This is a genomic window from Stenotrophomonas sp. 71799_Sma (genome assembly GCF_056482505.1).
In genome coordinates this window covers 3468044-3489458 of the sequence record NZ_CM151202.1, presented here as the reverse complement: position 1 = coordinate 3489458, position 21415 = coordinate 3468044, and the positions used below count along the sequence as shown (strand labels likewise).

At 67.3% G+C, this 21415-nt stretch carries 16 protein-coding genes, 1 tRNA gene and 1 pseudogene; 9 read left to right on the top strand and 9 right to left on the bottom strand.

The annotated features are described in order from the left end of the window. Nucleotides 1-3: 3 nt before the first annotated feature. The 3 genes from ACZK4Z_RS16280 to ACZK4Z_RS16270 form a co-directional block, all read right to left on the bottom strand. On the bottom strand, nucleotides 4-1944 hold the full coding sequence (locus ACZK4Z_RS16280) for a DUF885 domain-containing protein (RefSeq protein ID WP_071228705.1): 1941 nt from the start codon (nucleotides 1942-1944) through the stop codon (nucleotides 4-6). Nucleotides 1945-2038: 94 nt separating this feature from the next. After that, on the bottom strand, nucleotides 2039-2824 hold the full coding sequence (locus tag ACZK4Z_RS16275; RefSeq protein WP_049398695.1) for a queuosine precursor transporter: 786 nt from the start codon (nucleotides 2822-2824) through the stop codon (nucleotides 2039-2041). After that, the gene (locus ACZK4Z_RS16270) at nucleotides 2821-3516 is read right to left on the bottom strand and encodes a DUF502 domain-containing protein (RefSeq protein WP_197616007.1); all 696 of its coding nucleotides are present in this window, start codon (nucleotides 3514-3516) and stop codon (nucleotides 2821-2823) included. Before ACZK4Z_RS16270 ends, ACZK4Z_RS16275 begins: the two co-directional genes overlap by 4 nt. A gap of 76 nt (nucleotides 3517-3592) precedes the next feature. Between ACZK4Z_RS16270 and ACZK4Z_RS16265 the strand changes: the two genes are divergently transcribed. Further along, nucleotides 3593-4909 carry a hypothetical protein gene (locus ACZK4Z_RS16265; protein WP_478450918.1) on the top strand — a complete coding sequence of 439 codons (1317 nt, stop codon included), beginning with the start codon at nucleotides 3593-3595 and terminating at the stop codon, nucleotides 4907-4909. A gap of 7 nt (nucleotides 4910-4916) precedes the next feature. On the opposite strand, the gene ACZK4Z_RS16260 is transcribed toward ACZK4Z_RS16265, so the two are convergent. From ACZK4Z_RS16260 to trxA, 4 genes are all read right to left on the bottom strand, one after another. Further along, on the bottom strand, nucleotides 4917-5369 hold the full coding sequence (locus ACZK4Z_RS16260; protein ID WP_032128978.1) for a DUF4442 domain-containing protein: 453 nt from the start codon (nucleotides 5367-5369) through the stop codon (nucleotides 4917-4919). A gap of 75 nt (nucleotides 5370-5444) precedes the next feature. Next, nucleotides 5445-7070 (bottom strand): CHASE2 domain-containing protein, encoded by a 1626-nt coding sequence (locus ACZK4Z_RS16255; RefSeq protein WP_180836605.1) that lies wholly within the window; start codon nucleotides 7068-7070, stop codon nucleotides 5445-5447. Further along, nucleotides 7067-8767 (bottom strand): FecR family protein, encoded by a 1701-nt coding sequence (locus ACZK4Z_RS16250; protein WP_032128980.1) that lies wholly within the window; start codon nucleotides 8765-8767, stop codon nucleotides 7067-7069. The genes ACZK4Z_RS16255 and ACZK4Z_RS16250 overlap by 4 nt, the downstream gene beginning before the upstream one ends. Nucleotides 8768-8874: 107 nt before the next feature. Further along, the gene (gene trxA, locus ACZK4Z_RS16245) at nucleotides 8875-9732 is read right to left on the bottom strand and encodes a thioredoxin (RefSeq protein WP_293797489.1); all 858 of its coding nucleotides are present in this window, start codon (nucleotides 9730-9732) and stop codon (nucleotides 8875-8877) included. Nucleotides 9733-9857: 125 nt separating this feature from the next. Between trxA and ACZK4Z_RS16240 the strand changes: the two genes are divergently transcribed. The 8 genes and pseudogenes from ACZK4Z_RS16240 to ACZK4Z_RS16205 all read left to right on the top strand — a co-directional run bounded on the left by ACZK4Z_RS16240 (nucleotide 9858) and on the right by ACZK4Z_RS16205 (nucleotide 16749). Next, nucleotides 9858-10460: a DUF998 domain-containing protein gene (locus ACZK4Z_RS16240; RefSeq protein WP_293797487.1), complete on the top strand. Its 603-nt coding sequence runs from the start codon at nucleotides 9858-9860 to the stop codon at nucleotides 10458-10460. A 105-nt stretch (nucleotides 10461-10565) separates the two neighbouring features. Continuing rightward, nucleotides 10566-13208: a leucine--tRNA ligase gene (gene leuS / locus ACZK4Z_RS16235; RefSeq protein ID WP_121504589.1), complete on the top strand. Its 2643-nt coding sequence runs from the start codon at nucleotides 10566-10568 to the stop codon at nucleotides 13206-13208. Nucleotides 13209-13344: 136 nt separating this feature from the next. Next, nucleotides 13345-13929, top strand: a complete 585-nt coding sequence (locus ACZK4Z_RS16230) for an LPS-assembly lipoprotein LptE (protein ID WP_032128984.1) — start codon at nucleotides 13345-13347, stop codon at nucleotides 13927-13929. A 9-nt stretch (nucleotides 13930-13938) separates the two neighbouring features. Next, nucleotides 13939-14976, top strand: coding sequence for a DNA polymerase III subunit delta (gene holA, locus ACZK4Z_RS16225; protein WP_032128985.1), 1038 nt, complete (start codon nucleotides 13939-13941; stop codon nucleotides 14974-14976). A gap of 3 nt (nucleotides 14977-14979) precedes the next feature. After that, nucleotides 14980-15645, top strand: coding sequence for a nicotinate-nucleotide adenylyltransferase (gene nadD / locus ACZK4Z_RS16220; protein WP_049421058.1), 666 nt, complete (start codon nucleotides 14980-14982; stop codon nucleotides 15643-15645). 58 nt (nucleotides 15646-15703) lie between these two features. Continuing rightward, a pseudogene (gene rsfS, locus ACZK4Z_RS16215) lies at nucleotides 15704-16115 on the top strand (ribosome silencing factor). A 64-nt stretch (nucleotides 16116-16179) separates the two neighbouring features. Then, nucleotides 16180-16650 carry a 23S rRNA (pseudouridine(1915)-N(3))-methyltransferase RlmH gene (rlmH, locus tag ACZK4Z_RS16210; protein WP_005418108.1) on the top strand — a complete coding sequence of 157 codons (471 nt, stop codon included), beginning with the start codon at nucleotides 16180-16182 and terminating at the stop codon, nucleotides 16648-16650. Nucleotides 16651-16672: 22 nt separating this feature from the next. Further along, nucleotides 16673-16749: transfer RNA gene (locus ACZK4Z_RS16205), tRNA-Asn, on the top strand. 132 nt (nucleotides 16750-16881) lie between these two features. On the opposite strand, the gene arcD is transcribed toward ACZK4Z_RS16205, so the two are convergent. Then, nucleotides 16882-18303 (bottom strand): arginine-ornithine antiporter, encoded by a 1422-nt coding sequence (arcD, locus tag ACZK4Z_RS16200; protein WP_293797478.1) that lies wholly within the window; start codon nucleotides 18301-18303, stop codon nucleotides 16882-16884. 138 nt (nucleotides 18304-18441) lie between these two features. Further along, nucleotides 18442-21279 (bottom strand): TonB-dependent receptor, encoded by a 2838-nt coding sequence (locus ACZK4Z_RS16195; protein ID WP_019338628.1) that lies wholly within the window; start codon nucleotides 21277-21279, stop codon nucleotides 18442-18444. Nucleotides 21280-21415 lie beyond the last annotated feature (136 nt).

The following is a 21415-nucleotide window of genomic DNA, read 5'->3' as shown; positions in this document are numbered from 1 at the left end:
GGGTCAGGGTGAAGGCGCGGGCGTGGCGCTGGCCGGCTGCGCCATCCAGCGCTCCATCTTGCGGTCCAGCACGTCCAGCGGCATCGAGCCATCCTTCAGCAGTTCGGCGTGGAAGCGGCGCAGGTCGAAGGCGGCACCCTGGCGTGCCTTGGCCTTGTCGCGCAGGGCGACAATGGTGGTCAGGCCGGCCACGTTGGACAGCGCCTGGCCGGGCTGGGCCATGATCCGCTCGACTTCGGCGTTGGCGTCATCGCTGCTCATGTCCACGGTCTTCTGCAGGTAGGCCACGGCCTGCTGCTTGCTCCAGCCCTGGGCGTTCACGCCGGTGTCGGCCACCACGCGGGCAGCGCGCAGCAGGCGCGAATACAGGTAGCCGATGCGGTCGTAGGGATCGGTGTAGATGCCCAGGTTCTCACCCAGTGTTTCGGCATACAGGCCCCAGCCTTCGACGAAGGCGAGATCGCCACCCAGGCGGCGGAAGCGCGGCAGCTTGGCCAGCTCCTGCTGCAGGCCCAGTTGCACGTGGTGGCCGGGGATCGCTTCATGCAGGTACTGCACCGGCACGTTCCAGCGCTTGCGGCTGGGCAGGTCGCGGGTGTTCACGTACAGCACGCCCGGTTGCCCGGCCGCAGACGGCTGGTAGGCCGCTGCTGCGGCGGTCAGTGCACGCTCCGGTTCCACCGCGCGCACGTCCAGCGTTGACTTGGGCAGGGTATCGAGCACCTGCGGCAGGCGTGCGTTGACCTGCTGCTGCACCTGGCGATAGCGGTTGATCAACGCATTGGCGTCGCCGTACTGGAACTGGCGGTCGTTGCGCATGCTGCGCAGCAGCTTGGCCGGCGTGCCGCGCAGCTTGGCGTCCTTCATCACCGTGGCGATCTGCGCCTGCAGTTCCTGCACGCGCTGTTCGCCCAGCGCGTGCAGCTGCGCGGCGGTCTGGTCGCTGGCCGTGGTCTGCACGATCAGGTTGGCGTACCAGGCCTGGCCATCGGGCAGTGCGCCCAGGCCGCTGCTGGTGCGCGAGGCGGGCAGGTATTCGGTGGCGATGAAACCGCGCAGGGCGCGATAGGCCGGCATGATGCGCAGTTCGATCATGCGCTTGTATTCGGCGCTGATGCGGGCCTTGTCCTCGGCCGCGATGGTGTTCGGCATGGTGCGGATCGGCGACCAGAAGATGCTCTCTTCGGCGGTCGGCTTGATCACTGCATCCAGCTGCGGCAGCACTTTTTCCATCAGGTCGCGTGGCTGCACCACGCCGGCCTTCATGCCCTGGCGCATGTTGTCGATGGCCTGGTCGAACAGCTCGGGAATGCCGAGCGAACGGCGCGACCAGGTGTCGTAGTCCTGCACTGTGTTGAACGGCTGCGCGCCGGCACCTGCACCGAGGATCGCCATGATGCTGCCGACGTTGTAGTACTGGCTGATCGGCATCATCCAGCTCGGGTAGCGCTCGGCGGCCAGCGAAGCGCGCGCGTCGCGCACGAAGATCTCGTAGCTGAGCAGGTCCTGGCCCTGCAGGCCGTCGCTGCCGAGTTTCTCGACCTTGCCCAGCCACTCGGTGGTGAAGTCGTGCGATTGCTGGCGCCACGCGGCGGACAGGATGTTGGGCAGCTGGTCGTTGTAGCGGGCCTCGCCCTGGAAGGTTGCCTGCAGCGGATTCAACCGCATCGAGGCATCCCAGTATTCGTCATACAGGCGCTCCAGCTGCACCTGCTTGGGTACGGCGCGGGCCGGTGCGACCGGACGCGGCGTGGCGCGGCGCGCCGAACTGCCACGGGCCGGCGCGGTAGCGCGGGCAGGCCGGGCCTTGGGCTTGGCGGCCTGGCGGGTCTGCGCGGCGGCAGGGCGGCTGGCCTTCTTTTTCGCTGCTTCGGCCGACGGCACGGCGCTGAACAGGAACAACGCGGCGATGGCGGCGGCCAGGGCGCGGGTGGGATGCGGCATCAGGAGCTTCCGTGGAACACAGACCGTGGAGCTTGCACGATCCGGCCGCGTACGGCCAGCGTTAAGGCGCAGTCAGCTTTTTGCTGCTGGGGCTTCAGTCAGCCGCAGCGGCGGCGCGCAACGATGCGGCTCGCTCGGCACCCAGATAGCGGGTGATGGCACGCCGCATCAGGTACAGCAACGGAATCAGGGCGATCGCAAAGCCCATCTTGTAGATGTAGTTGACGCTGCTGACCGCCAGGAACAGCGAGGTCGGCCAGTGTTGCGGGCCCAGCACGAAGGCGATCCAGATCACCACGAAGCTGTCGACTACCTGCGAGACCGCCGTCGATCCGGTCGCGCGCAGCCACACGTGGCGTTCTCCGGTGGCCTGGCGGATGCGATGGAACACCGCCACGTCGATCAGCTGGCCGAGCAGGAAGGCCACCAGCGAGCCGGCGATGGTCCACATGCCCTGGCCGAACACCGCCGCGAACGCGGCCTGGTAGTCGGGCACGCCGTGGCCATCCATCGACGTGACCCACCAACTGGCCGGCGCCAGCGAAATAGCCGCGAAGGCGAACAGGAAGCCGTAGCCGATCAGCACCACCGCCAGCCACGAGATGAAGCGCACGCCGCGCTTGCCGAAGAACTCGTTGATGGTGTCGGTCATGATGAACACCACCGGCCACAACAGGGTGCCGGCGGTGAAGCTGAGCGAGCCGGTCTGGCCGAACAGGTTCCAGTTCAGCGGAGCGATGCCCAGGGTGTCTTCCAGCGCGAAGATCTTCACCCCGATCAGCTCGGCCAGCACCGCATTGCCGCAGAAGAACGCGGCCAGCACGATGAACAGCAGGACCGCGCGGTCCTGCAGCGGGCGCTCGATCGGCGCCGGGGTCATTCGGTGTGTTCGCCGGTGCGTTCGCCGGCACGGGTGAACGGCACGCTGGACGGCGCCACGGCACCGCCGGAAATGATGAAGCTCATGGCCTGGTCGACGGTCCAGTCGGTCGGCGTCAGCAGTTCCACCGGCACGATTTCCAGATAGCCCGAGGTCGGGTTCGGCGTGGTTGGCACATACACCGCGGCCAGCTCACGGTCGGTGCCGTGTTCCTTGATCACGCGGGTGACCAGGCCGACCGATTTCATGTCGCGGTGCGGGAAGTCGATCAGCACCACGCGCTGGGTGCTGCCCGGCTCGGTCTGCAGCATGTCCAGCAGCTTCTTGGCGCTGTCGTAGATGATGCTGGCCAGCGGAATGCGCTTGATGACCGCGCCCACCCAGCGCAGCAGGCGCTGGCCGAGCACGCGGCGGCTGGCCACGCCCACCGCCAGGATCACCAGCAGGGTGGCCAGCAGGGCGATGGTGTCCTGGATCCATTCGGCGCGGACCCAGCCGAGGTAGTGCGGGAAGCTTGTCGCGATCTGCTCGGACAGCGGTACCACCAAGGGGCTGGAAATGCCCGACAGCAGCACGAACACGAACTTGACCACGACCCAGGTCAGCCAGATCGGTAGCAGGGTCAGCAGGCCGGTCAGGAACAGGCGCTGCAGGGAGGGGCGGGGGACCAGGGCGGGGGCTTCGAGCGACATGCGCGCATTGTAGCGGTCACTGCCGGTCGATTACGCTGGGGAATCGACTGTGGCAACGGCACATGGAAGGGAAGCTGTGTTGAAGATTCTGCGCGGACTGGGCTGGACCCTGGCAGGCCTGCTGGTGCTGGCCATCGTGGTGTGGTGCGCTTCGCGCATGTGGCCGGTGCCCGAATCGCGGCTGCAGGCGCAGCAGCGACTGGAAGCACGCCTGCCGGCGACTGGCCACAATGGTTATGCCCTGTTGTGGACGCTGCCGTTCGACGATCTGGATGCCCGCCAGCGCGAGCAGGCGTTGGCCGAGGACGTGCGCCGTTGGGAGGCCGACCTGCGGGGCAGCAGCGGCGGCCAGACACACCTGGTGGCCAACCATGCTGAGCTGCGCTCGCGGCCCGGTGCCAGTTGCGGGCCGGCCGCCAGCGGCTGCCTCGCCCAGGTCCGCGCGGACCCGCAACGCTTCGTGGAGGCCCATGCTGGGCACCAGCAGTTGCATGCGCGGCTGGATCAGCTGGGCGAAGCGGACTACTTCATGTCGCCGTTCCCGCCGAAGGGCGAGGGCGTTCTGGTTCCGTTGCCGACCTATGGCGTGGTGATGGACGCCACCAGTGCACGCGCGCTGGCGTACGTGCAGGGCGATATCGACGGTGCCCTGCGAGGTGCCTGCCGTGGCTTGCAACTGGGCCGGCGGCTGTTGCCCGGCAGCAGCTATCTGGTCGAGAGCATCATCGGTGCCAGCCTGGTGCAGGCCAATGCCCAGCTGCTGGCCGACATGCTGGTCGAACTGCCGGCCGACCACCCCTTGCCGGCGGAGTGCGAACAGGCCATGCAGCCGCTGCGGGCCGAGGAACAGAGCCTGTGCCGTGCCATGCAGGGTGAGTACGCGATGAGCCGGGCGGCGATCGAGACATCGGCGCGGGAGTTCGGCGGCGTGCTGGTGCTGGATCGCAGCAGCACCCTGGCCCGCGCGGCCGGCAATCTCGGCTGGGCCTGTGGCGCGGCAGCCACGTCGGCGCTGGAAGCGGATCGCCCGTTGCCAGTGCCGGCGCCACCGCAGCATGACTTCGGCTGCCTGTCGAACGTCATGGGCTGCGTGCTGACCGATATCGCCGCGCCGATCTATCCTGCCTATTCGTCACGGCCACAGGATGCCGCGGCGATGGTGCGGCTGCTGGGGGCGCAGCGTTGGCTGCGGCAGCAGACGGATGATCCGGTGGACGCACTGCAGCGGCTGCCGGTGCAGTTCCGCTCGCCGGTGCGGGCGCCGCAGCTGTCGGCCGACGGCCGCCACCTGCAGGTGCCGCGTCGCTCTCCAGCGCGCAGCGCTGAAGAGAACCCGTGGCTGTCGGTGCCGTTGCAGAAGGAATCGGCTTCGACTGCTGCGGGACGCGACTGAAGCGCGCTCAGCGTGCGTGTGGCTTCAACCGCAGGTAGACCTGCTTGCGCACCTGGGCGACCACCTCGCCGCTTTCATCGACGACATCATTGCTGAACCATCTCAGCACTTTGTCACCAGCGGCGGCTTCGGCGCGCAGTTCGTCCAGCAGTGCGTCGTCGATGCGGAACGACGTACGCACGGTACCGCGGCCGGGCTTGAGGAAATCGATGGCGCCGGCACGGTCCCACACGTAGTAGTCGCGGCCGAGGATGTGCAGCAGGCCAAGCATCCAGAACGGATCGGTCATCGCAAACAGGCTGCCGCCGAAATGCGTGCCGACGTAGTTGCGGTTCCAGGGCCGCATGCGCAGTTCGACGTCGATCTGCCGGTAGTCCGGCGAGACCCGGGTGACGTGGATGCCGGTGAACAGGAACGGCGGCCAGAGATTGATACCGAAGCGGAACAGGCGGGCGTTCATGCGGGTCCGGGGGCGCAGGGCGAGGCGCCCAGTCTAACCATTCGCATGCGTATGTTGCACCCCGGGCGGCGAGGGTCACGCCTCGCCGTCGATGACATACCCGTCGCGGCCGTTGGCCTTGGCCTGGTACAACGCGGTGTCGGCGCCTTCGACGAAATGGTGTGGTTGCAGCGTGCCGTCGGGTACGCGGGTGAACACGCCGATGGTGAGGGTGACGCCTGCTTCGCTGCCGTCACCGGGCGCCGGCAGTGCGCGCACGCAGGCAATCAGGTCCTCGATGACCTGGCGCGCGCCCTCGGCCGGGGTATCGGGCAGCACCAGTGCGAACTCGTCGCCACCGTAGCGCGCGGCCATGTCGCGAGGGCGTCGCGCATGCGCACCGATCAGGCGTGCAACATCGCGCAGCACGCGGTCGCCGACCTGATGGCCGTGGCGGTCGTTGTGGCGCTTGAAATGGTCAACGTCGATCAGTGCGAGGCTCAAGGACTTGCCACTGCGTCGCGCGGCATCGCATTCCTGTTGCAGCGACTGCTCGAAACGCAGGCGATTGCCGAGACCGGTCAGCGCATCGCGGTTGGCCAGGCGGTGCCAGGCCGAGACGCGCCAGGTCGCCCAGGCCAGCAGCACCAGCAGGATGCCCAGCATTGCGCTGGCCGGTGCCCACCACAGGTCACCGGCGCGCAACAGCAACCAGCTCAGCAGCGGTGGAAGCGGCAGCGAGCACAGCGCCGAGAGCCAGGGCAGGCGCAGGCCGAGCAGGATCACGCACAGTGCCACCAGTACGCCACTGATGGCGTGCTGCCAGAGGCGGGGCAGCAGGTCGATCTGCTTGTGCTGCAGCAGCATCGAAGCGATGTTGGCCTGGTACTCACTGCCGCTCATCCAGAACTCGCGGGTGGTCGGGGTCAGCAGCCGCGGTGCGATGCCGCTGGCGGTCATGCCCACCACGATGCGGCGGCCGTGCAGCATCGCCATGTCCACGTGACCATCCAGCACATCGGCATAGGACACCTGCGGCAGGCGTTCGGGCGGTCCGGCATAACGCACCCGCACGTAGTCGTTGCGCCGCCATTGATAGGGCGAACCGATCTCCGGGTCGGGGTCGGGCAGGCCGTGCACCGCGCCCGCCGGCAGGTCGGCCAGCGCCAGGCCCAGTGCTGGCCAGTGGGCCTGGCCGATGCCGGCACGCAGGTACACGCCGCGCGCGACACCATCGCCATCCACTTCCACATCGGTGTGGCCGATAGCTGCGGCACTGGCCGCGATCTGCGGAATCGGCAGCATTTCCTCGGCCATGCGGTCGCCGGCGGCCGGTGCCGCGAGTACCGGCAGCACCACCCGGCCGTTGCGGCGTATCGCGGCGGCCAGTTCATCGTCCTGGCGGCTGTCGCGACGATCAGGTTCGGACAGCATCAGGTCCAGTGCGACGCGCTCGGCACCGGCATCGGTCAGCCGGTCGAGCAGGCGGGCATGGATCGAGCGGGGCCAGGGCCATTGGCCGATGCGCTGCAGGCTGCCCTCGTCGATGGCCACGATCAGCACGCTGGGGTCGGGGCGGTAGTCCCAGTTGCCGACCATGGCGTCGTAGGCCGCTTCGTCCTGTCGCCACAGCCACTGGCCCTGGCTGGCGATCACCGTCAGCACCCCGGCCAGCAGTGCCAGCAGGATCCGCTTCGGCCACGGCAGCGGCGAGCGCCTCATAACAACAGCAACAGCAGCAGGGCGCCACCACCGGCGCCGTAGCACAGGCGGCAGGGCAGCTTGATCTGCTGGGCCGGTGAGTACTCACCCGCATGACCATCGTCGTCGATGTACTGCACACGCACATGCAGGGTGCCGCTCCACGGCCGCTTGAAGCTGACCTGCGGCTCGCTCACGGTCTGGTCGACCAGGGGCGCCCTGAAGTCGCCACGACGGTCCACCTGCACCCGGTACTGCTGGCCTTCGCTGCCGGCCTGCCAGCGCAGGGTCAGTTCGCCATGCGCGGCCTCAGGCGGCTGCAGGGCAGGGTCCACCGGTTCATTGCTCAGTTGCAGGGGCAGGGCCTGGCCGTAGCGGCCCTGATGGCCGTTGCCGTCGCGCGACGCCACCCGCCAGAAGTACTCTCCGGGCGGCAGCGGCTGCGCCAGGCGCAGGTCGGTACCTGGGGTGCTCTGTTCCTGTAGTGGCTGCACGAAGCTCGGCTCGGTGGCGATCTGCAGCACGCTGCTGCGCGCGCCCGGCGCCTGGCTCCAACGGAAGCGCGGGCGGTCGCTGTTGACGGTCTGCCCATGCAGGGGGGCCACGGTGAGCGGCGGCGGGGGCTGGTCGCTGAGTTCGAAATCGGCGCTGGCGTCGAGGCCTTCCACGCCCTGTGCATCCACCGCGCGCAACAGGATGCGCAGCTGGCCGGGGGGCAGGTCACCGATCGCCAGCCGGGTGTCGGCGGTGGTGGCGGCAAACAGCAGGATTTCCGGCGTCGCTGCCTGTACCACTTCCACGCGGTAGCGCGCGGCGCCGTCGACGGGGTCCCAGGCAAGCAGGGTCGGCAGGGGCGCCAGGCGCACCTCGTCGCTACGCAGCTGCGGCGCTGGAAGAAGGGCGGAGACAGCGTCCGGTGCGGCATCGGCGCTGCTGCTGCGGCTGGCCTGTCCAGGCTGGACCAGGCGCTTGCCGTGGGTGTTGCCGACCTGCACCTTGCCCTGCAGTACTTCGGTGGCAGCCACCTGGCCGGTGTCACCGGCGCTGACCCGGAAGACGGTGCCGCGCACGCTGCTGGTCGCCGTAGGTGCATCGATGATGTAGCGCGAGGCCGGGCCACGGGCAGGTGTCACCCGATTGCTGGCGCGGCCCTGCTGCAGGCGCAGGCGGGTATCGACCATGCCGGTGTGGCCGTAGCGGCTGAGCTGGTCCAGGCGCAGCCGGGAGTACTCGCGCAGCTGCAGGCGCGAGGCGTCAGCGAATTCAAGCGTGACGCTGGAGTCGCCTTCGGTCTGCACGGTGTCACCGATGCGAAGTTGTTCCCCGGCGAGTATCGCGCGCGAGGCGCTGCCATCGGCGCCTGACAGTTCGACCTTGCCGCGCACCGACAGCACGCGGGCAGGTGCCGGTTCGATGCGCAGCCAGCTGATCGGGAAGCGCAGCAGCTGCCCCGGTGGCAGCTGGTAGGGGTTGTCGATGCGGTTGTGCTGTTGCAGCTGCTGCCAGCGCACCGAGGGCTTGAGGTACAGGCCTCCCAGATCCCACAGGGTATCGCCGGGACGGACCCGGTAGTTCCAGTCCTGGGCGGCGGCCATGGCCGGCAGGAAGAGAAGAGCGCAGAGCAGCGCGCCCTGGAAGCGCATGGCGAACGACAGCGAGCGAACGAAGGTCACAGTTTGCAATCCCGGCAATGCGGGGGCGCAGCTGCAAGACCCCATGGCCCCGACCTCATCCCCCCGAACGGATCGTGGCGACCGTACGGCCGCCATCCCGCGCATTATTGCCCGCGTTCAGTGCAGGGATTCTGAACGAAGTGGGTTCCCGTTCAGAACAGCAGGGAGGCCATCCGGCGGCGGTACTGGCCGACCAAGTCCTCGTCGGAGATCACATTGAAGGCGTCGATCAGGGCCTTGCGCGGCAGTCCGTCCTCGAACGTGCGGTCGATCCGCAGCATTTCCAGGAACTGGGCCAGCGCGGCTTCGTCGTGGCCACCGAGCAGCAGCTGTACGCCACGCAGGTGGCGTGCCTTGAGGTCCTTGCCATCGGCGGCGATGCGCGCGTCCAGCACTTCGGCGGCCGGGGCGTCCTTCAGGGCCGAGGCGAAGGACAGCCGGGCGCGTGCACGCACGGCACGGTCGTCGGTGGCCAGGTTGGCGGGCAGGCCATCGATCAGCAGACCGGCTTCATCCACGCCACCGATCTGCAGCAGGGCCAGCGCCAGGTCGAGTTTCAGCTCGTCCTTGTCCGGCTCGGCGGCGATCTGCGCGCGCAGCACGTCCACCTGCGCCTGCGGGTCCAGCGGCGCTTCGTCTTCGGCGACGGCGTCGCCGATGTCGGCCGGCACGATGCCGTGCTGGGCCAGGAATTCACGCAGCCGGCCTTCCGGGATGGCCCCCGGGAAGCCGTCCACCAGCTGGCCGCCCTTCACCAGGAACACGGTCGGCACCGAGCGGATCTGGAAGGCGGCGGCGATCTGCTGTTCCTTGTCGACGTCGACCTTGGCCAGTTCGAAGGCGCCGTTGTACTCGGCTGCCAGCTTTTCCAGCATCGGCCCGAGGGTCTTGCACGGCCCGCACCAGGTGGCCCAGAAGTCGACCAGCACCGGCGTCTGCAGCGACTTCTGCAGGACTTCGGCCTCGAAGGTCGCAGTGGTGGCGTCGAATACGTAGGTCGTCTCGGTCATGGGGGAAAGCATCGTTTGGCGTCTGGAGACTGATTCTATGGTGACGATCGATGCCGGTCTCAACCCGGGTTGTAGTAAATGCCTGACAATGCCGCCTTCCTGTCGCCGTCCTTTCCGGAGCCTGCATGTCGTCCCTGTCCCCGTTGCTGCGCCTGTCCGGTCTGGTCGCCGCACTGCTGTTCGTGCTGGCGGTGCTCGGTTTCGGCGCCGGCCTGGATGGCTACGCACAGGCTCGCCACCCGGTGGCGCTGCTGGGTGCACAGGGGGTGCCGCATGCGCTGGCCTTCAATCTGCTGGGCTTCGTGCTGCCGGGCCTGCTGGCGGTGGTTGTGGCCGAGTGCCTGCGCCGTGGGCTGCCGGCAACCGCCGGCTGGGCGCCCCGGGTGGGCAGCCAGATGCTGCTGCTGGCCGGGTTGGCGTTCGCCGCGATGGGACTGCTGCCGCTGGATGTGGATGACCTGCACGGGCCGGCCAGCCAGCTGCATGCCAGCGCCTGGATGATCTGGGTGCTGGGTTTCGTTGCCGGGACCCTGTTGCTGGGCACGTCGCAGTTGCGCCAGGCGCATGGCCGCGCGCTGGGCGCAGTGGCGCTCGCCTGTGGCGTACTGGCCGCGCTGGCGGCGTTTGCCCTGCAGGGCGTGTTGGCGGCACCGCTGGCACAACGGCTTGCGTTCGCCTGCTGGACGGCCTGGCTGGCCCTGGCCCTGCCGTTGTCGCGGCCGCGCTGAGACCAGCCTCGGGCGCTCGCGGAGCCGGCCTTCAGCGGGCGGGATTGGAGACGTTTGCCGCACTGCGGTACGCTGTACCGCTTTGCCGCCGCATCCGCGTGTTCCATGACCAGCGCTGAAACCAACGCCTACGACCCGCAGCAGGTTGAATCCGCCGCCCAGCAGTACTGGGACGCCACCCGTGCCTTCGAAGTCGACGAGACTTCGGACAAGCCGAAGTACTACTGCCTGTCGATGCTTCCGTACCCGTCCGGTGCGCTGCACATGGGCCACGTGCGCAATTACACGATCGGCGACGTGATCAGCCGCTACAAGCGCATGACCGGCCACAACGTGCTGCAGCCGATGGGCTGGGACGCGTTCGGCCTGCCGGCGGAAAACGCCGCGATCAAGAACAAGACCGCACCGGCGGCCTGGACCTACAAGAACATCGAGCACATGCGTGGCCAGTTCAAGGCCATGGGCTATGCCGTTGACTGGTCGCGCGAGTTCGCCACCTGCCGCCCGGACTACTACGTCCACGAGCAGCGCATGTTCACCCGCCTGATGCGCAAGGGCCTGGCCTACCGCCGCAATGCGGTGGTGAACTGGGACCCGGTCGACCAGACCGTGCTGGCCAACGAGCAGGTGATTGACGGCCGCGGCTGGCGCTCCGGCGCCCTGGTCGAGAAGCGCGAGATCCCGCAGTGGTTCCTGCGCATCACCGATTACGCCCAGGAACTGCTGGACGGCCTGGACGAGCTGGACGGCTGGCCGGATTCGGTCAAGACCATGCAGCGCAACTGGATCGGCCGCTCCGAGGGCCTGGAAATCCAGTTCGATGTACGTGACGTTGACGGCGGCGTGCTGGATCCGCTGCGCGTGTTCACCACCCGTCCGGATACCGTGATGGGCGTGACCTTCGTGTCGATCGCCGCCGAACATCCGCTGGCGCTGCATGCGGCGAAGAACAACCCGGAACTGGCCGCGATGCTGGCCGACCTGAAGCAGGGTGGCGTGTCCGAGGCGGAACTGGAAACCCAGGAAAAGCGCGGCATGGACACCGGCCTGCGTGCGCTGCATCCGGTCACCGGCGAGCCGGTGCCGGTGTGGGTCGCCAACTTCGTGCTGATGGGCTACGGCACCGGCGCGGTGATGGCTGTGCCGGGTCATGACCAGCGCGACAACGAAGTGGCCAACAAGTACGGCCTGCCGATCAAGCAGGTGATCGCGCTGAAGGATGCGCGCACCGAAGAAGAGCGCACCTGGGATGGCAGCCGCTGGCAGGACTGGTACAGCGACAAGAGCCGTGCCTTCGAGCTGGTCAACTCGGCCGAGTTCGATGGCCTGGATTTCCAGGGTGCCTTCGAAGCCCTGGCCGAACGATTCGAGCGCAAGGCCCAGGGCCAGCGCCGCGTCAACTACCGCCTGCGCGACTGGGGCGTGAGCCGCCAGCGCTACTGGGGCTGCCCGATTCCGGTGATCTACTGCGCCAAGTGCGGTGCGGTGCCGGTGCCGGAAGAGCAGCTGCCGGTGGTGCTGCCGGAGGACGTGGCATTCTCGGGTACCGGTTCGCCGATCAAGACCGATCCGGAATGGCGCAAGACCACCTGCCCGGAATGTGGCGGTGCGGCCGAGCGCGAGACCGACACCTTCGACACTTTCATGGAGTCGAGCTGGTACTACGCCCGCTACACCTCGCCGGGTGCCCGTGATGCTGTCGACAAGCGCGGCAACTACTGGCTGCCGGTCGACCAGTACATCGGTGGCATCGAGCACGCGATCCTGCACCTGATGTATTTCCGCTTCTATCACAAGCTGCTGCGCGACGCGCGGATGGTGGACAGCAACGAACCGGCGCGCAACCTGCTGTGCCAGGGCATGGTGATTGCCGAGACCTACTACCGCCCGAACCCGGATGGCTCGAAGGACTGGATCAACCCGGCCGATGTGGAAGTGCAGCGCGACGAGCGCGGCCGCATCACCGGCGCGACCCTGATCGCCGACGGCCAGCCGGTGGTGGTCGGTGGCACCGAGAAGATGTCCAAGTCGAAGAACAACGGCGTGGACCCGCAGGCGATGGTCGACAAGTACGGCGCCGACACCGTGCGCCTGTTCTCGATGTTCGCCGCGCCGCCGGAACAGTCGCTGGAGTGGAACGAAGCCGGTGTGGATGGCATGGCCCGCTTCCTGCGCCGCCTGTGGGCCCAGGTGCAGAAGCATGCTGCCGATGGCGCCGCTCCGGCGCTGGATGTTGCAGCACTGGATGCCAACCAGAAGGCACTGCGCCGCAAGACCCACGAGACCATCGGCAAGGTCGGTGACGACTATGGCCGCCGCCACAGCTTCAACACCGCCATTGCCGCGGTGATGGAGCTGATGAACGCGCTGGCCAAGTTCGAGGACGGCAGTGCGCAGGGGCGCGCGGTGCGCCAGGAAGCGCTGCAGGCCATCGTGCTGCTGCTCAACCCGATCACCCCGCACGCCAGCCATGCCCTGTGGCAGGTGCTGGGCCATGGCGAGACCCTGCTGGAAGACCAGCCGTTCCCGCAGGCCGATGCCGGTGCGCTGGTGCGCGACGCGCTGACCCTGGCCGTGCAGGTCAACGGCAAGCTGCGTGGCACCATCGACGTGGCAGCCGACGCCGCGCGCGAGCAGGTCGAGGCGCTGGCCCTGGCCGAGCCCAACGCGGCCAAGTTCATGGAAGGCCTGACGGTGCGCAAGATCATCATCGTGCCGGGCAAGATCGTGAACATCGTCGCCGCCTGATGTACCCCGTACCGGCCACCCGCGTGGTGGCCGGTACCATTCCGGTGCAGGGCCCGGCGTTTGATGGCCCTGCATTCACGCGGCTTCGGGCACGCTGTCTGTTGCCGTGATCGCCCGGCTCCGCCAGACTGTCTCCATGACCCGAATCCTGCTTGCCCTCGTTCTTGTCCTCGGCCTTGCCGGCTGCGGTTTCCATCTGCGCAACAAGCTGATGCTGCCGACCGACACAGCACCGGTGAAGGTGGTTTCCACTGCGCCGTACAGCGAACTGGTCAAGCTGCTCAACCGCAGCCTGCTGGCCTCCGGCGCCAGGCTGGCCGATGAGGACAGCAAGGAGCCCAGCGCCCAGCTGCAGGTACTGTCCGAGCGCTGGGGCGACCTGCCGATCGCCATCGACTCGCAGGGCCGTGCGCAGGAATACAGCCTGCGCTACGCGGTGATCTTCATCTTCCGTCGCGAAGACGGCAGCGAACTGGTGCCGCAGCAGGTGATCGAGCTGTCGCGCGACTACGTGTCGCCGCCGACCGACGCCACCGGTACCACCACCGAACGTGAAATCCTGGCCAATGAACTGCGCCGGGAAATGTCCGCCTCGATCATCCGCCGCATCGACAGCGTGGTGCGTGCCGAGATCGAGAAGGGCGGCAGCCTGTCGGCGCCGAAGGACAAGCCGATCGAAGGCGCGGTACCGGCCGAGCCGGTCCCCGCAGCCAAGCACTGAGCCGCGCGCATGGAACTGCGTCCGGAGCAGCTGGCCAGCCAGGGCGCTGATACCGCGCTGGCGCCGGTCTACCTGATTGCCGGCCCGGAAACCCTGCGCGTGCTGGAGGCGGCCGACGCCATCCGCGCACGTGCGCGCGCCTCGGGCATTGGCGAACGTGAAGTGTTCGACGCCGATGGGCGTGATTTCGACTGGAACCAGCTCGACGCCAGTTTCAATGCCCCCAGCCTGTTCAGCGCCCGTCGCCTGGTCGAGGTGCGCCTGCCCAGCGGCAAGCCGGGCAAGGACGGTGCCGAGGTGATCAGCCAGTTCTGCGCCAATCCGGCGCCGGACGTGGTGTTGATGATCACCGCCAACGAATGGAGCAAGGCGCACCAGGGCAAGTGGGCCGAAGCGGTCAACCGCATCGGCGTGCTGTCGGTGGCGTGGGCGATCAAGCCGCACGAACTGCCGGACTGGATCGAGCGCCGCCTGCGTGGCAAGGGCCTGCGCGCGGACCCGGCCGCCGTGCAGCGCCTGGCCGAGCGGGTGGAAGGCAACCTGCTGGCTGCCGCCCAGGAAATCGACAAGCTGGCGCTGTTGGCCGATGGCCAGCCGCTGGATGTGGAGCGCATGGAGTCGCTGGTGGCCGACGCCGCCCGCTATGACGTGTTCCGGCTGGTGGAGGCGACATTCTCCGGGCAACCGCCGGCGGTGCTGCGCATGCTGGCCGGCCTGCGAGGCGAGGGTGAGGCGGTGGCTGCGTTGATGCCGATGGTGATCCGCGAGCTGCTGGCCGGTGCTGGCCTGGCCCGGGTGCAGGCCCGTGGTGGCAACCTGGCCGCCGAAATGAAATCGCGCGGCATCTGGGAATCGCGGCAGGCGCCGTACAAGCGCGCGCTGCAGCGGCATCCGGAAAGCAAGCGCTGGGAGCGCTTCGTGGCTGAAGCGGGACTGGTCGACCGTATCGCCAAGGGGCGCGCCGACGGTGATGCCTGGCTGGCGCTGGAGCGCCTGCTGGTGGCTGTGGCCGAACCGCGTGCCGTGCGCCTGCTGGCGCGGGCCTGAGCAATGAGCCTGCGGATCTACTACGGGGGCACCTTTGATCCGGTGCACCTCGGGCACCTGGCGATCGCGCGGGCTGCCCGTGACGAACTGCAGGTTGCCGTGCGCATGCTGCCGGCGGCCGATCCGCCGCACCGTGCCGTGCCCGGCGCCACGGCCGAGCAGCGCTGCACCATGCTGTCGCTGGCCATCGGCGACGAACCAGGCCTGCTGCTGGACCGCCGCGAGCTGGAACGCGCGGCGCGTTTCCCCGGTCGGCCGTCCTACACCGTGGACACCCTGCGCGAGCTGCGCGGCGAGCTGGGGCCGAGCCGGCCGCTGGCCTGGCTGGTCGGCGCCGACAGCCTGCTTGGCCTGTCCAGCTGGCACGAATGGGAGGCGTTGTTCGGGCTGGCTCATTTCGTGGTGGCGGAGCGCCCGGGTAGTCCGTTGCAGGCCGCGGTGGATGGCGAGCTGGGCCGGGCGCTGGAAGGGCGTTGGGCCGACACCGAGCAGGCCCTGTTCGCCAGCCCGGCCGGGCGCATCCTGCGCCTGCACCACCCGCTGCGCGAGGAATCGGCCAGCGCCGTGCGCTCGCAGATCGCCGCCGGCGGCCCCTGGCGCGCCCTGCTGCCACCCGGCGTGGCGGACTATGTGGCTGCACACGGGCTGTACCGCCCGGCCAGGCCGTGAATGGCGCAGCGGCGCCATCCCCGTATAATCGCCCCCACGTTTATCGAGTCGATCCACTTTGAGCAACCAGACCCAGCCCCAGACCATCAAGGTCGATCTGCCCAGCCCCGCCGCCGTCCGTGCCGGAACTGCTGGCCAGCGTCCGCCAAGCCACCGAAGACCTGAAGGCCAAGGACCTGGTCGAGATCGACGTGCGCGGCCGGTCCAGCGTTGCCGACTACATGATCGTCGTTTCGGGCACCTCGACCCGCCACGTCAAGTCGATTGCCGACGAAGTCGTGCGCTTCGCCAAGAACATCGACGTGATGCCGCTGGGCGTGGAAGGTGAGCGCGAAGCCGAGTGGGTGCTGGTCGACCTGGGCGACGTGATCGTCCATGTGATGCTGCCGCGCGTGCGTGAGTTCTACGCTCTCGAGCGCCTGTGGACCGTCGGCGACCAGCCGCCGTCCAGCGACGACGAAGTGGCCTGAGCCACGCGTTGATGCATCCCTTCGACGGCGCCGATGGCGCCGTCGACGTTTTGGAGGACCGTTGATGAAAGCCCGCCTGATCGCCACCGGTGAACGCGCCCCCAGCTGGGTGGCGCAGGGCTTCGCCGAGTACCAGAAGCGGCTGTCGCACTGGCTGCCGTTCGAGCTGGTGGAAATCGAGCCCGGCCTGCGTGGCAAGGGGCGCGATCCGCGTCGCGCCACCGAAGATGAAGGCAAGCGGGTCATCGCCGCGCTGCCCAAGAACGCCTATGTGGTGGCGCTGGATGTGCCAGGGCGACAGCTGAGTTCCGAACAGCTGGCGCAGCGCCTGGAACACTGGCGTGGGCAGGGAAGGGACCTGGCGTTCCTGATCGGTGGCCCGGAAGGGCATTCGCCGGAGGTGTCCGCGCTGGCCGATGAGAAGTGGTCGATCGGCCCGCTGACGCTGCCGCACATGCTGGTGCGCCTGGTGGTGGCCGAGCAGCTGTATCGGGCTGCCGCAATGATTGCCAATCACCCCTACCATCGCGCGTGAAGAGTGGTTATACTAGTCGTCTGCCCGAATAGCTCAGCCGGTTAGAGCACTTGACTGTTAATCAGGGGGTCGTTGGTTCGAGTCCAACTTCGGGCGCCACCTTGAAAAACCTGCATCGCGAGATGCAGGTTTTTTTTTGCGTCTTTGTAGGGGCGAGCTTGCGCGACTGCTGTTGTGGAGCCGAGCCATGCTCGGCTGCTGCGGATGAACCAGCCGAGCCTGGGCTCGGGTCTACAGCGTGAGATTGCCTCGCCAGAACGCCACCAGCGTAGCAATCGCCACGATCAGGATCGCAGCGAACAGTACCCCTTCCCAACGCGTAAATACCTGTTCGCCGCGTTGGTGCCGGGTCAATGCGAACAACACCACGCCGGGCACGTACAGCAGTACCGACAGCAGCAGGTTGTCCAGCCCGCCGGCATACACCAGCCACAGCGCATAGGCGCTGGCCAGCAGTGCGACCACGAAATCGCGCCAGCGCACGCCTGGTTCACCGGCATAGGCCTGCCCACGCCAGGCCAGCTGTACGCCGAATGCCGTGGACAGGAAGTAGGGCACCAGGCTCATCGACGCGGCCAGCAGCACCAGCCCGGTATAGCTGCCGGAATTGACCAGCACCAGCAGCAGGAACAACTGGATCAGCCCGTTGCTCAACCACAGTGCATTGGCCGGCACCCCGCGCGCGTTCTCACGCCCCAGGAAGGCCGGCATGGTGCCGTCACCTGCGGCGGCATAGAGCACTTCGGCACACAGCAGCACCCAGGCCAGCAATGCACCGAGAACGGAGATGATCGAACCGATGATGATCACCGTCGCGCCCCATTCGCCGACAATGGCACGCAGCACATAGGCCATCGACGGATTAGGCAGTCCGGCCAGTTCCGCCTGCGACAGCACGCCCATCGACAACAGGCTGACCAGCACCAGCAGCAGCCACACGCCGAGGAAGCCGATCACCGTGGCGCGACCCACGTCGGCACGGCGTGCGGCGCGCCGCGAGTAGATACTGGCGCCCTCGATGCCAATGAACACCCACACGGTCACCAGCATCATGCCGCGCAGCTGCTGGCCGAGATCGCCCAGTGCGGGCGTGCCAAAGAAATCGGCGCGGAACACGTCCATGCGGAACGCGCCGGCGGCCAGGACCAGGAACAGGGCGATCGGCAGCAACTTGGCCACGGTCACCAGGCCGTTGACGATGGCGGCAGTGCGCAGGCCACGCAGCACCAACAGGTGCACGGTCCACAACAGCAATGAGGATGCGGCCACGGCGGCCGGGGTATTGCCTTCGCCGAACACGGGCATGAAGTGGCCCAGGCCACTGAAGATCAGCACGAAGAAGCTGGCGTTGCCGAGCACCGAGGCGACCCAGTAGCCCCACGCAGCGGAGAAGCCGATGTAGTTGCCGAAGCCTTCGCGTGCGTACGCGTAGATGCCGGTATCGAGATCAGGCCGGCGGTTGGCCAGCGCCTGGAATACGAAGGCCAGCATCAGCATGCCCGCGCCGCTCAGGGCCCAGCCGATCAGTGCGGCGGCAGGCCCGGCGCTGCGCGCCACGTTCTGCGGCAATGAAAAGATGCCGGCGCCGACCATCGAGCCGACCACCAGTGCAGTCAACGCGGGCAGGCCCAGGCGTTGCGAAGTTGCGGCCATGCAGATCCCCTGCGGCGGTGATGCCGCGTGCACACGGTAGCCATGTGCCCGTGAACATGCCTGCAAGGGGCGGAACGACGAAGGCCCGGGCAGCTGCCCGGGCCTTCGAAGTTGCTGCGTTGAAAGGTGTTGCCTGTATTACTTGAAGGTGTACTTGGCACCGACGGTGAAGTAGCGACCGATGGCACCACTGAAGTGCATCGGGTTGTAGTTCACGCCGCCATAGGTCAGCGGATCCAGCGGAGCAATGCGGTCGAAGACGTTCTCGACCGAAGCATTCAGCTCGAACGCTTCGGTGATTGCCCAGCGGCCGGAAAGGTCGAAGGTGGTGAACGAAGAGATCTTCTTCACCGGCGAGCCGTCAGCATAGAAGAACTGGTACTTGCCGCCGCGCTTGTCGGTGTTTTCCATGCTGGATATGTAGTTGGCCACGCCGCTGACACTCCACGGGCCCTGCTTCCAGGTGGTACCGAAGTTGATGCGGTCCTTCGGCGTGCCGATGCAGTTGGTCACGTCGCAGTTGCCGTGCGTGCCCAGGAAGTCATCGGTGCTGGTACCACTGGTGCGCTCGAACTTCAGCAGGTGGCTCCACTGCAGATCCATCTCCAGCTGGCCCGGGCCGATGTCGAAGGTCTGGCGGATGTCGGTGTCGATACCGCGAACGCGCGAGGAACTGGCGTTGATGTAGGCGGTGTTGACGGCCAGGATGCTGCCGGTACCGGCGACGCCGTTGAGCAGGTTGTTGTCGCGCAGGACGTTGCCAGCCCGGATCGCGTCATCGGTATCGCCCTGGGCGATCTCGTTGGTGCGCTTGATCTCCCAGGCATCGACGGTCAGCGAGGTGGAGCGGGTAGGCTGCAGCACGATACCCACCGAGTAGCTCTTCGACTCTTCCGGCTTCAGGTCCTTGTTCGGACGGGTGATGATCGCAACCGACTGCGAGCCGCAGTCGTCCGGCGAAGCGCCCGGGGCAGGGTTTTCACCGTCCGGGCAACGGATCGGATCCGAGGCCGTGGAGAACGCGGCCAGGCCACCGTCGCCGTTCTCGGCCGGGTTCGGTGCACGGAAGCCTTCGGCGTAGCTGGCGCGCAGGGCGATCCAGTCGGCCGGCGTCCACTTCACACCCAGCTTCGGCGTGGCCTTGCCTTCACCACTTTCATACTTGTCGTAGCGCAGGGCGGCGGACAGTTCCAATTGCTCCAACACCGGTGCCGACAGTTCGACGTAACCGGCGTACACGTTCTGGGTGCCGTCGTAGGCCGAGTAGCCCAGGCCGATGATGTCACCCGTGTCGGTGTAGGTCTGCGGGGTCAGGCTGTTGCTGGTCTTGCGCCACTCGGTACCGATCGCCAGGCCCAGCGGGCCACCCTTCAGGTCCATCAGGCTGCGCGACACGGTGAAGTCGAACATATCCAGGCTGGACTTGGCACGTGCGCTGATCTTCGGCGAGATGTAGTCATACAGCGCCTGGGAGTTCAGGTTGGCGTTGTCGCCAATGCGCCATACGCCACCGGCACAGTTCGCGTCACCCAGTGCACATTTCACGGCGCTGTAGCGCAGGAAGCCGGTGCGCTCGTTGACCAGGTCGGTGCCCGAGTGCAGGTAGGCGGTGTCGTAGCTCCAATCACCCCAGTTGCCCTTGACGCCGACCAGGAAACGATTGAACTCGTTGGTGTTGTCGGTCACGCGGGGGCCGACGTCCCAAGCGCTATAGCGCAGGCGCAACGGGCCAGTACCGAGGCCGGCAGGCCGGTCAGGATGATTGGGACCAAGCACCACGGCGCCCGGACCGCTGTTGCCGTTGACCGGGCCGCCGGGATAACCCCAGCCGCCGGACGCGGCGGACGGCGTGTTGCTGAAGGTGGTTTCCTTCTTCGAGTAGCCGATCTCGGTGTAGATTTCGCCACCTTCACCGAACGCGAAGCTGGCGCGGCCGAACACGTTGACGTACTTCTCTTCCGGCGAGATATCGCGATACAGCTGTGCCGGATCCCACAGGCAGCCCTGCGCGGCGACAGAGGCGTCGGTCTGGCCACCGATGGTGGTCAAGCCCTGGCAGCCCGGCAGCGGTACGAGGGTGGCCGGATTCGTGTCGGTGACATTGCGGTCGTCGTACACCGAGCCATTGGGACCAACGCCGCCGCGGGTCTTGCCGCTGAGGAAGGCGCCGCCCAGGAACTGGGCATTGTTGCCATAGCCCCACTGGCGGGTGTCGCCGGTGCCGATCCACTTGCGGTTCTTGCGGTCGCTGATCTTGATCGCGTCGCTCTTGCCGACGTCAAGGCTGAAGAAAGCGTTCCAGCCGTCGGTGGCCATGTCGCCGGTACCGGCGGTCAGGGTCGCCTTCTTGGTATCGCCATCGCTGTCGCCGGACAGGCCGTAGGAGCCGCGAAGGATCGCGCCCTGGAAGTCGCTGCGCAGGATGATGTTGACCACGCCGGCGATGGCGTCGGAACCATAGATCGCCGACGCGCCATCCTTCAGCACTTCCACACGTTCAACGGCGTCGAGCGGGATGGTGCTCAGGTCGGTGAAGACCTTCTGGCCGTCATCGGCCAGGCCGTAGGTGGCCATGCGGCGGCCATTCAACAGGACAAGGGTCGAACCCGCGCCCAGGCCACGCAGCGAAATGCCGGCGCCACCACCGGCGAAGCCGTTGCCGAACGATTTGGGAATCGAGCCGGCGCCATTGGCGGTGATGGTCTGCAGGTACTCGGCAACCGTGGTCTTGCCCGTACGGTCGATTTCCTGGCGGGTCACCACCTGCACCGGGGACGGTGTTTCAGTGTTGGTGCGCGGGATGTTCGAACCGGTGACCGTGATGCGGTCCAGGTTGGTGGCCTTTTCCTGCGCGAAAGCGGAGGTGGAAGCCACGGCGCCAACCAGCAGCAGCGTGCCGCCGGTAAGGATATGGGTGATGGACGATGCCAGGGTGGTGCGGCGGCGGCTGGCGGGCCGCTGGATCAGGTGTTTCACAGCTTCTCTCCTAACTGGAAAACCGTAGCGTTGAGGGCTGTCTCCGGAAGATTCCGGGACGGACCAATCTAGGTTTCCGACAGGTGACGAAGTCGTGAATTTTTGCTTAATCAATAACAGTTGATCCTGTTCCGTC

Coding starts and splice junctions, on each gene's coding strand:
- ACZK4Z_RS16280 (WP_071228705.1), bottom strand. CDS start 1,944: ATGCCGCATCCCACCCGCGCCCTGGCCGCCGCCATCGCCGCGTTGTTC.
- ACZK4Z_RS16275 (WP_049398695.1), bottom strand. CDS start 2,824: ATGACCCCGGCGCCGATCGAGCGCCCGCTGCAGGACCGCGCGGTCCTG.
- ACZK4Z_RS16270 (WP_197616007.1), bottom strand. CDS start 3,516: ATGTCGCTCGAAGCCCCCGCCCTGGTCCCCCGCCCCTCCCTGCAGCGC.
- ACZK4Z_RS16260 (WP_032128978.1), bottom strand. CDS start 5,369: ATGAACGCCCGCCTGTTCCGCTTCGGTATCAATCTCTGGCCGCCGTTC.
- ACZK4Z_RS16255 (WP_180836605.1), bottom strand. CDS start 7,070: ATGAGGCGCTCGCCGCTGCCGTGGCCGAAGCGGATCCTGCTGGCACTG.
- ACZK4Z_RS16250 (WP_032128980.1), bottom strand. CDS start 8,767: ATGGGGTCTTGCAGCTGCGCCCCCGCATTGCCGGGATTGCAAACTGTG.
- trxA (WP_293797489.1), bottom strand. CDS start 9,732: ATGACCGAGACGACCTACGTATTCGACGCCACCACTGCGACCTTCGAG.
- ACZK4Z_RS16240 (WP_293797487.1), top strand. CDS start 9,858: ATGTCGTCCCTGTCCCCGTTGCTGCGCCTGTCCGGTCTGGTCGCCGCA.
- leuS (WP_121504589.1), top strand. CDS start 10,566: ATGACCAGCGCTGAAACCAACGCCTACGACCCGCAGCAGGTTGAATCC.
- ACZK4Z_RS16230 (WP_032128984.1), top strand. CDS start 13,345: ATGACCCGAATCCTGCTTGCCCTCGTTCTTGTCCTCGGCCTTGCCGGC.
- holA (WP_032128985.1), top strand. CDS start 13,939: ATGGAACTGCGTCCGGAGCAGCTGGCCAGCCAGGGCGCTGATACCGCG.
- nadD (WP_049421058.1), top strand. CDS start 14,980: ATGAGCCTGCGGATCTACTACGGGGGCACCTTTGATCCGGTGCACCTC.
- rlmH (WP_005418108.1), top strand. CDS start 16,180: ATGAAAGCCCGCCTGATCGCCACCGGTGAACGCGCCCCCAGCTGGGTG.
- arcD (WP_293797478.1), bottom strand. CDS start 18,303: ATGGCCGCAACTTCGCAACGCCTGGGCCTGCCCGCGTTGACTGCACTG.